This is a genomic window from Shimia sp., from assembly GCF_965227725.1.
In the GTDB taxonomy this organism is placed as follows: domain Bacteria; phylum Pseudomonadota; class Alphaproteobacteria; order Rhodobacterales; family Rhodobacteraceae; genus Shimia.
Genome location: NZ_CBDDGH010000004.1, coordinates 274820 through 289024 on the forward strand (window position 1 = coordinate 274820; position 14205 = coordinate 289024).

General features: G+C 58.5%; 15 protein-coding genes. 14 read left to right on the forward strand and 1 reads right to left on the reverse strand.

What is annotated here, in order from left to right:
* Positions 1–148: 148 nt before the first annotated feature.
* The 12 genes from pyk to ACO07T_RS09260 all read left to right on the forward strand — a co-directional run bounded on the left by pyk (position 149) and on the right by ACO07T_RS09260 (position 12046).
* Positions 149–1594 (forward strand): pyruvate kinase, encoded by a 1446-nt coding sequence (pyk, locus tag ACO07T_RS09205; RefSeq protein ID WP_209085636.1) that lies wholly within the window; start codon positions 149–151, stop codon positions 1592–1594.
* 28 nt (positions 1595–1622) lie between these two features.
* Complete coding sequence (locus ACO07T_RS09210; RefSeq protein WP_209059119.1) at positions 1623–1847, forward strand: hypothetical protein; 225 nt, start codon at positions 1623–1625, stop codon at positions 1845–1847.
* A 160-nt stretch (positions 1848–2007) separates the two neighbouring features.
* Entirely contained in the window at positions 2008–2208 is a 201-nt protein-coding gene (gene rpmI / locus ACO07T_RS09215) for a 50S ribosomal protein L35 (protein WP_058241085.1), read from the forward strand.
* Between the two features lie 14 nt (positions 2209–2222).
* Positions 2223–2588 (forward strand): 50S ribosomal protein L20, encoded by a 366-nt coding sequence (gene rplT / locus ACO07T_RS09220; RefSeq protein ID WP_132861339.1) that lies wholly within the window; start codon positions 2223–2225, stop codon positions 2586–2588.
* A 234-nt stretch (positions 2589–2822) separates the two neighbouring features.
* Complete coding sequence (locus ACO07T_RS09225) at positions 2823–3899, forward strand: Hint domain-containing protein (protein ID WP_422049146.1); 1077 nt, start codon at positions 2823–2825, stop codon at positions 3897–3899.
* A gap of 166 nt (positions 3900–4065) precedes the next feature.
* Entirely contained in the window at positions 4066–5562 is a 1497-nt protein-coding gene (locus tag ACO07T_RS09230; protein ID WP_422049147.1) for an alanine/glycine:cation symporter family protein, read from the forward strand.
* Between the two features lie 107 nt (positions 5563–5669).
* A complete protein-coding gene (gene pheS, locus ACO07T_RS09235; protein WP_422049148.1) occupies positions 5670–6740 on the forward strand; it encodes a phenylalanine--tRNA ligase subunit alpha in 1071 nt (356 codons plus the stop codon).
* A 152-nt stretch (positions 6741–6892) separates the two neighbouring features.
* The gene (locus tag ACO07T_RS09240) at positions 6893–7396 is read left to right on the forward strand and encodes a hypothetical protein (RefSeq protein ID WP_422049149.1); all 504 of its coding nucleotides are present in this window, start codon (positions 6893–6895) and stop codon (positions 7394–7396) included.
* A 48-nt stretch (positions 7397–7444) separates the two neighbouring features.
* The gene (locus tag ACO07T_RS09245; RefSeq protein ID WP_422049150.1) at positions 7445–8221 is read left to right on the forward strand and encodes a type 1 glutamine amidotransferase; all 777 of its coding nucleotides are present in this window, start codon (positions 7445–7447) and stop codon (positions 8219–8221) included.
* A gap of 84 nt (positions 8222–8305) precedes the next feature.
* The gene (locus ACO07T_RS09250) at positions 8306–9124 is read left to right on the forward strand and encodes an alpha/beta hydrolase family esterase (protein WP_422049151.1); all 819 of its coding nucleotides are present in this window, start codon (positions 8306–8308) and stop codon (positions 9122–9124) included.
* A gap of 89 nt (positions 9125–9213) precedes the next feature.
* Positions 9214–11613, forward strand: a complete 2400-nt coding sequence (pheT, locus tag ACO07T_RS09255) for a phenylalanine--tRNA ligase subunit beta (RefSeq protein WP_422049152.1) — start codon at positions 9214–9216, stop codon at positions 11611–11613.
* Complete coding sequence (locus tag ACO07T_RS09260) at positions 11606–12046, forward strand: GNAT family N-acetyltransferase (RefSeq protein ID WP_422049153.1); 441 nt, start codon at positions 11606–11608, stop codon at positions 12044–12046. The genes pheT and ACO07T_RS09260 overlap by 8 nt, the downstream gene beginning before the upstream one ends.
* On the opposite strand, the gene ACO07T_RS09265 is transcribed toward ACO07T_RS09260, so the two are convergent.
* Positions 12043–12933: a LysR family transcriptional regulator gene (locus ACO07T_RS09265; RefSeq protein ID WP_422049154.1), complete on the reverse strand. Its 891-nt coding sequence runs from the start codon at positions 12931–12933 to the stop codon at positions 12043–12045. The two genes, ACO07T_RS09260 and ACO07T_RS09265, sit on opposite strands and share 4 nt — an antisense overlap.
* 85 nt (positions 12934–13018) lie before the next feature.
* Between ACO07T_RS09265 and ACO07T_RS09270 the strand changes: the two genes are divergently transcribed.
* Entirely contained in the window at positions 13019–13651 is a 633-nt protein-coding gene (locus ACO07T_RS09270) for a class I SAM-dependent methyltransferase (RefSeq protein WP_422049155.1), read from the forward strand.
* 92 nt (positions 13652–13743) lie between these two features.
* A complete protein-coding gene (locus ACO07T_RS09275; protein ID WP_209059091.1) occupies positions 13744–14190 on the forward strand; it encodes a YtoQ family protein in 447 nt (148 codons plus the stop codon).
* Positions 14191–14205: the final 15 nt, after the last annotated feature.

Sequence of the window (14205 nt, forward strand, 5' to 3'; positions counted from 1 at the left end):
TGCTCTGAGTTAAGAGAGTTCGACCTAAAAAGGAATTCCATAGAGGTAAAACTTGCATTTGTTAGCGTTAACATGTAGCGCAAACCGCAAGACATCCCGAAACGGAATGACCGCGCGCCCGACAGGCAAAGCCAAAGAAAGACCGATCATGCGACGACTGAGAAACGTGAAAATCGTGGCCACTCTGGGCCCATCCTCTGAAACCTATGACATGATCCGCGCCCTGCACGAAGCGGGTGCTGATGTCTTCCGGCTCAACATGAGCCACGGCAGTCACGAAGAAATCCGCGAAAAGCACCGCATCATCCGTCAGGTGGAAAAAGACCTGCAAAGCCCGATTGCCATTCTGGCCGACCTTCAGGGTCCGAAGCTGCGTGTGGGCGTTTTTGCCAATGGCGCTGAAGATCTCGAAGAAGGCGCCAAGTTCCGCCTCGATCTGGACGCGGCAGAAGGCGACATCAATCGCGTCTGCCTGCCCCACCCGGAAATTTTTGCCGCGCTCAAGCCCGGTGCGAACCTTCTGGTGAATGACGGCAAGATCCGCCTGAAGGTCGAAGACTGCGGTGATGATTTTGCCAATTGCGTCGTGACCACAGGTGGCACGATCTCCAACCGTAAGGGCGTGAACGTGCCTGACGTGGTGCTGCCGCTGGCCGCGCTGTCAGACAAGGACCGGGACGATCTGGAATTTGTCTGCGGTCTTGGCGTGGATTGGTTGGCTCTGTCCTTTGTGCAGCGCCCGGAAGATGTGACCGAGGCACGCGAGCTGGCGCAAGGGCGCGCAGCGATCCTGTCCAAGATTGAAAAGCCAGCCGCCGTGGAGGCCTTTGACGACATTCTTGCGGTCTCTGACGGGATCATGGTGGCGCGTGGCGACCTTGGTGTGGAACTGCCAGTCAGCGCCGTGCCTCCGATCCAAAAACGACTGGTGCGGAAGTGCCGCCATGTGGCCAAGCCGGTGATTGTGGCAACTCAGATGCTGGAAAGCATGATCGACAGCCCGATGCCAACCCGCGCGGAAATCTCGGATGTGGCCACCGCGATCTATGAAGGCTCTGACGCAATCATGTTGTCCGCCGAATCGGCGGCAGGCAGCTATCCGATTGAAGCGGTCACCACGATGAACAACGTGGCTGTGGAAGTGGAAAACGATCCGACTTACCGCGAGATCATCGAAGCCAGCCGCACGCAGCCGCGTTCCGGCGTGGCGGATGCAATTGTGGCTGCAGCCCGTGAGATTGCGGAAACCACGCAGGTGGCCGCGATCTGCTGTTTCAGTCAATCGGGCACCACAGCGCTCTTGATTGCGCGGGAACGTCCGCGCGTGCCGATCATCGCCATGACCAGCCTGCGCGGCACCGCGCGGCGTCTGGCCCTGAGCTGGGGCACCAACTGTGTGATCACATCTAACGTCAGCCGCTTTAAAATGGCGGTTGTGGCCTCGGCCCGCGCCGCGCGCGATCTTGGCTATGCGCAGGAGAGCGATCAGATCGTTGTGACCGCAGGTCTGCCGTTCAATGTGCCGGGCACAACGAACATTCTGCGCGTGTCCCCCTGTGACGAGCGTTTGATTTTCAACGTCGAGTCGGAGTAGCGTCGGCCGGTAACAACCGGACCACAGCATGACCACGGACTATCTGATCACCATCGGGCTTTTGGTTGGGGTGTTTTCCATCCCGGCCATGATCTCCGCCTATGCGGACGACCGCTTTCCACGCGCGCCGATGGCCGCGTTTGTGCTGTCTGCGGCGGTGATTACGCTGGCCGTGCTGCTTAACCCGGCGCGCTACAGCTTTGGGGAGTTGCCCAATGTTGTGGTGCGCGTGATTGCCGACATCCTGCACTGAGGCACCACAAGCTGCTGTCATTGGAACAAACAGCAGGAAATCGGCGAATTACCCCTTGCGCCACAGCAATGAGCGCTCTATACGGCGCCTCTATTCGCGCGACCGGCTGGATGGCATGCCGAGTCGCGTTTGTCACCGACCGAATACAAAGGAGACGGAAATGCCTAAGATGAAGACCAAGTCGAGCGCCAAAAAGCGCTTTAAGGTCACTGCCTCTGGCAAAGTGAAAGCCGGCCAAGCCGGTAAGCGCCACGGCATGATCAAACGCACCAACAAATTCCTGCGTGATGCACGCGGCACCACAACGCTGTCCGCACCGGACGCGAAGATCGTCAAGGGCTTCATGCCCTACGACCGCTAAGAGGAGATTGATATATGTCCCGCGTTAAAGGTGGTACCGTAACCCACGCCCGTCACAAGAAAGTCGTCAAGGCCGCAAAAGGCTACTACGGCCGTCGTAAGAACACCTTCAAGGTGGCACGTCAGGCAGTTGACAAGGCGAACCAGTACGCAACTCGTGACCGTAAGAACCGGAAGCGTAATTTCCGTGCGCTCTGGATCCAGCGTATCAACGCTGCTGTCCGTGCACACGACGAAGCGCTGACCTACTCCCGCTTCATCAACGGCCTGAACCTGGCTGGCATCGAAGTGGACCGTAAGGTTCTGGCCGACCTGGCCGTGCATGAGCCCGAAGCGTTCACCGCGATCGTGGATCAAGCGAAAGCTGCTCTGGCTGCGTAAGCCTAGGCAACACCAACTTTAAGAGGCTCGGAGCGCAAGCTCCGGGCCTTTTTTATTTCGGCCTCTCCCCCAGCTGACACATTGGAAACACGGCCAAAACCGGAACGGATCAGGTCAGCAAGCAGAACATAAGAGAACAAAAGAAAAACAGATTACGATTTATTCACCATTTCAGCCCCAAGATGTCGCCAGCGGCGTGTGTTGCCGCATGAGTGTTAGTATCTGGAGGTTTTAATGGCGCGTATCAGCGAGCTGCATTTTTCCAATGACTTTACCCATCCGACCGGGGTTGAGGATTTTATTGAGGTCACGCTGGACCCAAACGAAGACGCCACAGGTTTCATTGTTTCCTGTTATCAGATCGACGGGCACATCGGCACAGAGATGACGCTCACCGAAGCTGGCGTTCTGACGTTCATTCACTCGAAGAAAAACACGCAGACCTTTGTGATTTCAGCGTCCCGCTTTCCGGTTCTGTTTGCCCAAGGCACGCGGGAAACGCGCATCACGGCGGTGGCTCTGACGGATCTTTCGAGCGGCCGCGTGCTCTGTTTCTTTGACACACGCGCAAACTCTGCGCCGGTGGTGGCCGTGGACGGCGCGGCCGCAGGCGCGATGTCAGGCGGCTCCTCTGCGAGCACATCCTGGGCCAGCCCCGCCCCTTTAGTGTCTGAACAACCAACCGTCCCCGCCACCACAGCGCAGGCCACAACCCCAATCGCCAAAATACGCACCACCGGTGGGCTCGCCTGTTTCACGGAAGGCACCCGCATTCGCACCGAAGTGGGGTATCAGCTGATTGAAACCCTGAAAGAAGGGGATCAGATCTGGACCAGAGACAACGGGCCTCAGCCGATCTTGTGGATCGGAAAGCGCCTTTTGCCTGCGCGGGGACAATATGCGCCGGTTCAAATAGCTCATGAAACCTTTGGCGCCTTTAGGCCGCATCTGGTGGCGCCGGATCATCTTGTCTTGCTCACAGGCTGGCGCGCAGAGCTGCTTTATGGCGAGGAAGAGATCTTGGTGCCCGCCAAGGCCCTGGTCGACAATTGCGATGTGCGCGCAGCAGAGACCGACAAGATCACCTACTATCACCTCGCCTTTGAAACGCCTCAGATTGTCAGCGGAGACGGGGTGCTGAGCCAGTGTTTTCACCCCAATGCGCAGGCCAAAGCACTATGCGCGCAGGCAGGACGCGCGGAAATGTTTGCGCATTTTCCCGAGCTGGCGACCAAGGTGCATGTCTTTGGGCGCAACCGCCACCCCACCTCAAAGGCGAGCTTAGGCCCACTCTTGGTGCGCTCTGGTTGATCAAAACAGTTTACGCAGCGTTTTAAGGGCAAAATCAGCCTAAAATGGGGGAAAAGCCATTTCCCCCTCTTTCTGTGAGGCGTAAGGAGGCGCCGAAATTTGAGTCGGGCCGCCTTCGCTTGTGCCCGGCACCGCAGCCCCGCTGCGCAAACGACACAGGAAGCCTATGGAACCGACATCAAACGCCGCCGAAGCCGGAGGCGTCTTCGCCTCTTTTGCCAACTCTCTCGTGACCTCTATCGAAAACGTTGTGAACACCGCCAACGGGATCTTGTGGGGGTACCTGCTGATGTATCTGCTCATCGGCAGCGGGCTGTTTTTCACCCTACGCCTCGGCTTTATCCAGTTCACCAACTTTCGCGAACAATTCCGCCTAACCGTGGCCTCCCGCGGCCAAGACGGCGCGGGCATTTCGCCGTTTCAGGCGCTCGCCGTCAGCCTCGCCTCCCGCATCGGCACCGGCAACCTCGCCGGTGTGGCTGTGGCGATCTCTCTTGGCGGACCCGGTGCGATCTTCTGGATGTGGATTGTGGCGCTGGTGGGCATGGCGACCTCATTCTCTGAGGCAACGCTGGCGCAGCTCTACAAAACACGCGGTCCGGACGGCCAGTATCGCGGTGGCCCCGCGTTCTATATCGCGCGCGGACTCAACATGCGCTGGCTTGGTCTGATCTTCTCGATCTTTCTGGTCTTTGCCTTTGGCCTTGTGGTCAACGGCGTGCAGTCCAACTCCATCGCGCAGGCGATGAACGAAGCCTTCGATCTCCCCAAAACCACCACCGGCATCCTGCTCGCGATCGCAACAGGTGTGGTCATCTTTGGCGGCATCCGCTCCATCACCCGCGTGGCGGAAGTCTTGGTGCCGTTTATGGCCGGGGCCTATATCATTGTAGCACTCTACATCCTGGCAACCAACTTTGCCGAGATCCCCGGCGTATTGCTGCAGATTGTGCGCGGCGCCTTTGGTCTGGAAGAAGCTGCAGGCGGCGCAGCAGGCGGCATGACCGCAGCGCTTTTGAACGGCGTGAAACGTGGTCTTTTCTCCAATGAAGCGGGCATGGGCTCTGCGCCCAACATCGCGGCCGCGGCCACCCCAGTGCCAAATCACCCGGCCTCGCAGGGCTTTGTGCAGGCGTTTGGCGTGTTCATCGACACCATTCTTGTCTGTACCGCGACCGCAGTGATGATCATCGTCTCAGGCGCGCACAAGATGGTGGATGCCGAGGGCAACACGCTGGAAGGCATTGCCATGACCCAACAAGCCGCCGCCGCCTTCCTTGGACCATTTGGCGTCTACTTCATCGCTTTTGCGGTTCTGCTGTTCGCTTTCACCACCATCATCGCCTGCTACGGCTACGCGGAGAGCGGCATGGCGTTCCTCAAGCAGACAAGCAAATCGCGCCTGAACCTCTTGCGGTTGGGTGTGATGCTTGTGGTGTTCTGGGGCGCAGGCCAGTCGGTCGCCGTGGTGTTCAACGCAGCGGACATGGCGATTGGGATCATGGCCTTGCTGAACCTGTTCGCTCTGGCGCTGCTGTCTCCCATCGTGGTGCGCGTGGCCCGGGACTATCAGGCACAGCGCAAAGCCGGTAAAACGCCAAACTTCAGCATCTCTGAACACGCCAAAATCGCGCGTGGTGTAGACGCCGACATCTGGAAGTGACACCTTCTGGCGGGTGCCTATCGGGGCACCCGCGCCTCCGTGCTTGCAATCAACAGGCCTTGTGGTAGGAGGTCTGCGGTATTTTCTTCACTTGGGACGGCCCTGCCATGGACGATCTGCGCATCAAATATATCGACGCCATTGCCGCAGCTGCGGATGAAGCCGCGCTGGAAGAGCTGCGCCTGCAGGCCGTGGGCAAGAAGGGCGAAGTCAGCCTGAAAATGCGCGAGCTGGGCAAGATGACCCCGGAAGAGCGTCAGGTGGCTGGCCCCGCGCTGAACGCGCTGAAGAACGAGATCAACTCTGCCCTCGCGGCCAAGAAGATCGCCCTCGCTGATGCCGCGCTGGATGCACGTCTGGCGACTGAGTGGTTGGACGTGACCCTGCCTGCGCGCAACCGCCGAGTGGGCACCATCCACCCAATCAGCCAAGTGACCGAAGAAGTCACCGCGATCTTTGCCGACATGGGTTTTGCCGTGGCCGAAGGCCCGCAGATCGAAACCGATTGGTACAACTTTGATGCGTTGAACATCCCCGGCCACCACCCTGCTCGCGCCGAGATGGACACGTTCTACACGCATCGTGCCGAAGGGGACGAGCGCCCGCCACATGTGCTGCGCACCCATACCAGCCCGGTGCAGATCCGCTCGATGGAGAAAACCGGCGCGCCGATCCGCATCATCTGCCCCGGTCGCGTATACCGCGCGGACTATGACCAGACCCACACACCGATGTTCCACCAGGTTGAGGGCCTTGCGATTGGCAAGGACATTTCCATGGCGAACCTGAAATGGGTGCTGGAAGAATTCTTCTCTGCCTTCTTTGGCACCGAGGTGAAAACCCGCTTCCGCGCGTCGCACTTCCCGTTCACGGAACCTTCTGCCGAGGTGGACATTCAGTGCAGCTGGGAAGGTGGCACCGTGAAGGTTGGCGAAGGCGACGATTGGCTCGAAGTGCTGGGGTCCGGCATGGTGCACCCCAAAGTGCTCGAAGCGGGCGGCATTGATCCAAACGAATATCAGGGCTTTGCCTTTGGCATCGGCATCGACCGTCTGGCGATGCTGAAATACGGCATTCCCGATCTGCGCGCCTTCTTTGATAGCGATCTGCGTTGGCTACGGCACTATGGCTTTGCCAGCCTCGACCAGCCAACGCTGCACGGCGGTTTGACCCGTTGATCGCGGCTATACCTGACTGGGTCTTCACGCTGGCTCCTTTCGTAATATTGGCAGGTGAGTGTATGTTCATTTGCTCTTTGTCACCTGGCAAAAGCCTATGGCGAAATCAGGACGCGCTAAAAGAGCGCCTAAAGGCCTACGCTGAACTCAAAATGCCCCAAATCGCTCGAACGACAGACGACAGGTTGCTCACAGAAGTCGAACACGAAGTCCTATTGGGTACTTTGAAAAAAATAGAAACAAAAAGTGCGGTTCTCACAACAGTGATTATTTTTGCCATGGGCGCACTACTCAATGCTGTTTTTAGCACCCCATCTCAACCTAAGGTTCCGAGCATTCAACCTGAGGTTCCGAACATGGGCTATGACAATTACGGCTTGTTAACTTGTTGCGCGGCTCTTGGTCTAATATTGCCATTGTGGTTTGCTTTCAAAGGAATAAGTCATCTTGATACACTCGATAGTCGATGTGGAACCGATAAGAGTGGCCCATTGTCAGCTGTCGCAATGCAACAAGGTCTAATGGATGACCTATTAACCAAAGAATCCGTTTTTAGGTTCTCTTGGTTTACATGCAGGTTCATCATCATAGCTTACTTCATCTTACTGCTGCTTGATGCGAGTTTTTTGTTCTATGTTGATCGCCTGTCCTCTTAATTTGATAGCTTTCAGCTTTAGTAAGCTATCGAAAACTACGCGCGTCAAATGACCCGTATCCTGATCGTTGAAAGCAACACACCTGAGCTGCTGGCGCAGAGCCGGTCCGCGGCGGCGTATTTTCTCAAGGCATTCCTCGCGCTGGCACCGCATGCGCATCTGCGGGTGGTGAGCCCCTATGCGGCGCCTTTAACCGCCGATGTCTTTGAAGGGGTGGACGGGATTGTTTTCACCGGCTCCGGTGTGGACTGGACCACCAGCGACACGCGCGCCGCGCCTTTGCGGGCCGCGATGGAGCAGGCTTTTGCCACCGGCCTGCCGGTCTGGGGATCGTGTAACGGGATGCAACTGGCCGCTTCAGTGCTGGGCGGGCATGTAGATGACTCCCCCAATGGGCTGGAATTTGGCCTCGCCTCCGGCGTGACCTTCACCGACGCGGGCAAGACGCACCCGATGTTTGCCGGTCGCACCTGTGGCCTTGCCAGCCCCTGTGTGCATTCCCATGAGGTGATCCGCTTGCCCGAAGGCGCGGTGGTGCTGGCTTCCAACCGGCATTCCGAGGTCCAGGCCATGGCCTATCAGAAAAACGGCGTGGATTTCTGGGGCGTGCAATATCACCCGGAAATGACGGCGCTGGATGTGGGCCGGATTGCCAATGCCATACATCTGAAAGAGGACCACGCCGCCATTGTGCCGGACCTGCTTTCAGCCGATGTCGATGCGGAGGCAGCACGGCGTTTGGGGGCGCGGCCTGAAGACCTTGCCCCGCAGATGCGGATGCGCGAGCTGTCCAACTGGCTCACCTATATTGGCGCACGCGCCTAGGCTCAGACCATTGGCTTTGGTCAATAGCCTACTCCCACAAATATGTGACGTGACAGCGCCTCTCCCTTGCGTAGTGTCAGCGGCATGAAACGATTTGCCCTCACCCTTGCCGCGACACTTCTTGCCCCTGCTGTTTTTGCCATGGGGCCGTGGAAAGGTGAGGTGGAACCCTGTGGCGGTGATGTGGCCTGCCCGCTGGGCGAGCGGTCCTACCACGTGATGGAACCTGAGGGGTGGGATGGGGAGAGCCCGCTGCCGGTGCTGCTGCATTTTCATGGCTGGTCACGAAACGGCGTTCACCCGCAACGCTCAGACCGGGTTGGGGCCTCCGCCAAGCGGCGTGGGGTTCTGCTGGTCACTCCCAACGGGCGCAACAAGACCTGGAGCTTTTGGCGCGCGGGCTCCGAGGACGTGCCATTTGCCGATGCCGTGCTGGAAGATGTGGCGCAGCGCTATCCCATAGATCGCGAGAAAATTTATGTGTCGGGCTATTCATTCGGCTCCGCAATGGCGTGGCGCTATGCCTGTCAGAGCGGCAATGATGTCACCGCGCTTTTGGCGATCGCGGGCAGCGTAGACCAAGATGAGACCTGCCCGGAGGCTCCGGCCGAGGTGCGCCATGTGCATGGGTTGGCAGATACGGTGATGGATTTCCCGATGGGGCCGAGTGGCGATGTGACCTATCCGGTTGCGCTCTGGCGGCGCGAGTTGGGATGCACCGCCACCGGCGAGGATCAGGGCGACTGGCAAGCACGCAGCTTTCTGACGCTCTCGCGTACAGCCTGGGACTGCGCCGACGGGCCGGTGACGCTGGATCTGCATCCGGGGGGACATTTTATCCCCCATGGGTGGATTGGGCGGCAGCTGGACGAGCTTTTGGGCCTCGCTCCGAGCTATCCATAGACCTGCATTTGCAGCAAGGCTTGCACATGAGGGCAATCTTTGTCATTGCCTGCTGCAACAAACATGGCTTGCCATAGGACACCGGACAGATGAAATTCACGCTTTCTTGGCTGAAAGACCACCTTGAGACTGACGCGAGCGTCGACGAGATTGTCGAAGCGCTCACCGACCTTGGCCTTGAGGTAGAAGATGTGTTCAACCCTGCTGAGCGGTTGGCGGATTTCACGCTGGGCAAAGTGGTGCACGCAGAGAAGCACCCCGATGCGGACAAGCTGCGGGTTTGTAAGGTGGAAACCGATGAAGGCGAGCTGCAAATCATCTGTGGCGCGCCCAACGCACGCGAAGGCATCACCGTGGTGGTGTGCAAACCGGGCATGTATATTCCCGGCCTCGACATCACCATCAGCGTGGGCAAGATCCGCGGCGTGGAAAGCTACGGCATGATGGCCTCCGAGCGCGAGCTGGAGCTGTCCGACGAACATGATGGCATCATTGAGCTGCCTTCCGGTGAGGTGGGTGACAAATTCATCGACTGGCTGGCCGAAAACGATCCATCCAAGGTCGACACGGTGATCGAAATTGCGATCACGCCAAACCGCCCCGATGCGCTGGGTGTGCGCGGCATTGCGCTGGATCTCGCAGCGCGCGGGCTCGGCAAGATGAAACCTGCCAAAACCGCAGAGATCACCGGCACCTACGCAAGCCCGATCAATGTCACCATCGATGAAGACACCGCCACCGACGGCTGCGAAGTCTTTGGTGGGCGTCTGATCAAAGGCGTGAAAAACGGCCCTTCCCCGCAGTGGTTGCAGGACCGTCTGAAAGCCATTGGCCTGCGCCCGATTTCCGCGCTGGTGGACATCACCAACTTCTTCACCTTCGACCGCAACCGCCCGCTGCACGTGTTTGACGCTGACAAGGTCAAAGGCGACCTGCGCGTTCACCGCACTCAAGGTGGTGAGACCCTGATGGGGCTCGATGAGAAAGAATACACCTTCGGCCCCGGCATGGTGGTGATCTCTGATGACAACGCCGTTGAATCCATCGGCGGGATCATGGGTGGCCTCACAACCGGCTGCACCGAAGAAACCACCAATGTCTTCCTCGAAGCCGCAGTCTGGGATCACGTTCAGATCGCCTACACAGGCCGTGGACTGAAGATCAACACCGACGCGCGCTATCGCAACGAGCGCGGCATTGATCCGGCTTACAATATGCAGGCGCTGGATGACGCGACCCAGATGATCATCGAGCTGTGCGGCGGTGAGCCATCAGAGATCGTGACCGCTGGCACCATTCCAGATGTGTCCCGCGCCTATAAACTCGACACAGATCGTGTGCAGTCTCTGGTTGGCATGGAAATCCCGGCGGAAACCCAGCGTGCCACTCTGGAAGCACTTGGCTTCACCTTCGAGGGCGATATGGCCCATGTGCCGAGCTGGCGTCCGGATGTGCGTGGCTCTGCCGATCTGGTCGAAGAAGTGGCGCGTATTGCCTCGCTGACCAAGCTCGAAGGCAAGCCTATGCCGCGCGCCACCGCAGGTCTGCCAGAGCAGATCCTGTCGCCGATGCAGAAGCGCGAGCAGATCGCACGCCGCACGACCGCCGCACTGGGCTACAACGAATGTGTGACCTACAGCTTCATCGACAAAGCGGCGGCAGAGCTGTTTGGCGGTGGCTCTGATGCGACCATGCTGGAAAACCCGATCTCCAGCGAGATGAGCCATATGCGCCCGTCCCTCCTGCCGGGCCTGCTGCAGGCCGCGGCCCGCAATCAGGCACGTGGTTTCATGGATATGGCGCTGTTTGAATGTGGGGCCGTGTTCCACGGTGGTGAGCCGGGTGAGCAGGAAAACCTGCTGACCGGTATTCTGGTGGGCCGCACTGTTGGCAAAGACATTCATGGCGAGAGCCGTGGCGTGGATATCTATGATGCCAAGGCAGACATGGAAGCGGTGATGGAAGCGCTCGGCGCGCCGGCAAAGCTGACCTACAATCGCGGTGTGAATGGCTGGTGGCATCCGGGCCGCAGCGCCAAAGTAGGCCTTGGCCCCAAGAAGATCCTTGGTGCCTTTGGTGAGATTCACCCCAAGGTACTTGATGCGCTGAACATTAAGGGGCCGGTTGTGGCCTTTGCGATCCACATCGCGGAAATCCCGCTGCCACGCAAGAAATCCGCCTCCAAAGGCGCTGTCACCATGTCTGATCTTCAGGCGGTGGAACGCGATTTTGCCTTTGTGGTGGATGCGGACGTCGAAGCGCTGACGCTGGTGAATGCTGCGGCTGGCGCGGACAAAGCGCTGATTGAAAACGTGCGTGTCTTTGACGAATTCATCGGCGGCGCTTTGGGGGAAAGCAAAAAATCCCTCGCGATCACCGTGCGCCTGCAGCCCACAGACAAGACGCTGAAAGAAGCCGATATCGAGGCCGTGGCCACGAAGATCGTCGAGAAAGTCAGCAAAGCCACCGGCGGCACGCTGCGTGGCTAATGCACCTCAGCCGCGACAGGCACGGGCCGATGAGGCCCATGCCATTGCGCGGCTGATTGATGCGGCTTACCAACCTTATCGCGACGCAGGGATCGCGCTGCCGTATGTGTCCGGCGGCGTGGCAGATGCGATCGCCGCAAACCAAGTTTGGGTTCTTGAAGACGAGGATCTGCTTGGGGTTTTGATGCTCACGCTCACTCCACCGCAAGCCCATCTGATGAATGTCGCTGTCGCGCCCAAAGCACGTGGGCGAGGCATCGGCGGGCAGCTCATTCGCTTTGCCATCGTCCAAGCGACAGAGGCAGGCTGTGGAGAAATCGCCTTAGCCACGCATGCGGAGATGCCGGAAAACGTCACGCTTTATGAGCGCTACGGTTGGCAGATCAGTGCGCGTGACAACGTACGCATCAGGATGCTGCGCAAATTACCCTAGCCGCGCGCCAGATGCTCAGCCAGTGTGTCAAACACCAATCTTATCCTGCGGCTGGTGTGCAACTCGCGATGTGTCGTGAGCCAGATCGGGAAGACAATGGGCGCGATGTTGGGCAGGACCTTTTCGATCCCCTCAGTGACCTCCGCCACCTCCGCGGCCATAGGCGCGATGCCAAATCCTTGTTTGCACAGCTCCCATGCCACCAGCCCACTCTCAGACCCGATCCGGAAGTTGCTGTGAGCAATCGGAAAACCGAGAGGATGTAGATATTCAAGCATCCGGCCTACATCGCCTGAGCCTATAAAATCATGCATCTTGAGGTCCTCCAAGGCTTCTGGACGACCGCGCCGGTCCAGATAGTCCGCTGAGGCGTAGAAAAACCCTTCGGCCTCGCGCACCAAACGCGCGATCAGGTCCGGCTGATCGGGACGCACATGACGAATGGCGATATCCGCCTCGCGCCGCATCAAATCCTGCAACTCATCTGAAGCCACGACATCTATCACCAGCTTGGGCGCCATGGCCTGCAAATCTTTCAGGATTGGCGGTAGAAGATGGGCAGAGTAGACATCTGACGCGGTGATGGCCACGCGCCCCTCAATCGTTTGGCTTTGACCAGAGGCCGCGAGCGCCACACGCTCTGCCGCCTCTCCCATCGCACGCACGTGGTCGAGCAGTTCCGCTCCGGCTGAAGTCAGCGAAAGCCCCCGACCCACGCGCTCAAACAACATCACGCCCAGATCTTCCTCAAGCGCGGTCACCTGTCGCCCCAAAGTTGGCTGGGTCAATCCCAAGTCTCTCGCCGCAGCGGACAGTGATCCTGTCTCCGCAGTCTTGAGAAACGCGCGGATGTGGTTCCAATCAAAAGCGGCGAGCGGATCATTCATGCATTTTCGTATATCATAACTGCGATTTTCGGCAATTTATCTTACATATCCGCATGACTACCTTGTGCTCGAAAGGAGTATGACCATGCAAGCAACCGCAAAGTTTTGGGACGGAATCGCACAGAAATATGCAAAGTCACCGATTGGGGACATGGAGGCTTATGAGTACACGCTGGGGCGCACACGGTCTTACTTGAAAGACACGGATGTGGCGCTGGAATTGGGCTGCGGTACCGGCTCTACCGCAATCAAATTGGCAGATGCTGTTGCCGAGATGGTGGCAAGTGATGTGTCAGGCGGGATGCTGGAGGTTGCACGTGAACGTGTGGCGGAAGCAGGAGCGCGCAATATCAGACTTGTGCAGGCCACTCCAGACACCGCGCCTGAAGGACCATTTGATGTGGTTCTGGCGCATAACCTGCTGCACCTTTTGGACGACGCTGAGCCGTCGATCTCCGCTGTCGCCAAACGGCTCAAACCCGGCGGGTTGTTCATTTCGAAAACCCCGTGTCTCAACGAGAACATGAAATCACTGAAGTTTCGTGTCCTGAAACGCGCCATTCCGATGATGCAGTTCTTTGGCAAAGCCCCCTTTGTGCGGTTCTTCTCCATCTCGGAGCTGGAAACCATGATCACCAGCGCCGGATTTGACATCATAGAAAGCGGCAATTTTCCGGCGGATCCGCCAAGCCGGTATCTGGTGGCGCGCAAACTCTGATCAAACTGATTTGAAACTGCTTCGCCGGAATGCGGGATTGGAGAGAAGGGTTTCTCGGGCTATGAACAGCCAAACACTGAGGGAGCTTTCCAATGGCATTGAACGTCTATCTGTCCGGCGAAATTCACACCGATTGGCGCGAACAAATCACCGAGGGGGCCGCAGATCTGGATGTGCGGTTCAACAGCCCGGTGACGGATCACGCGGCAAGCGATGATTGCGGCGTGGCCATTCTGGGCGCGGAAGAGAACAAATACTGGCACGACCACAAGGGCGCGATGGTGAACGCGATCCGCACCCGCAAAGGCATCGAAGACGCTGATGTCGTGGTGGTGCGCTTTGGCGAGAAATACCGCCAGTGGAACGCCGCTTTTGATGCGGGCTATGCCGCAGCACTTGGCAAATCCATCATTGTGCTGTCGATGCCGGATCAGCAGCACGCACTGAAAGAGGTGCATGCCGCGGCGCTGGCAGTGGCGGAGGAGCCAAAGCAGGTGGTCGAGATCCTGCGCTATGTGCTGACAAGCACATTGCCCTAAGCAAAACAAAGGGGG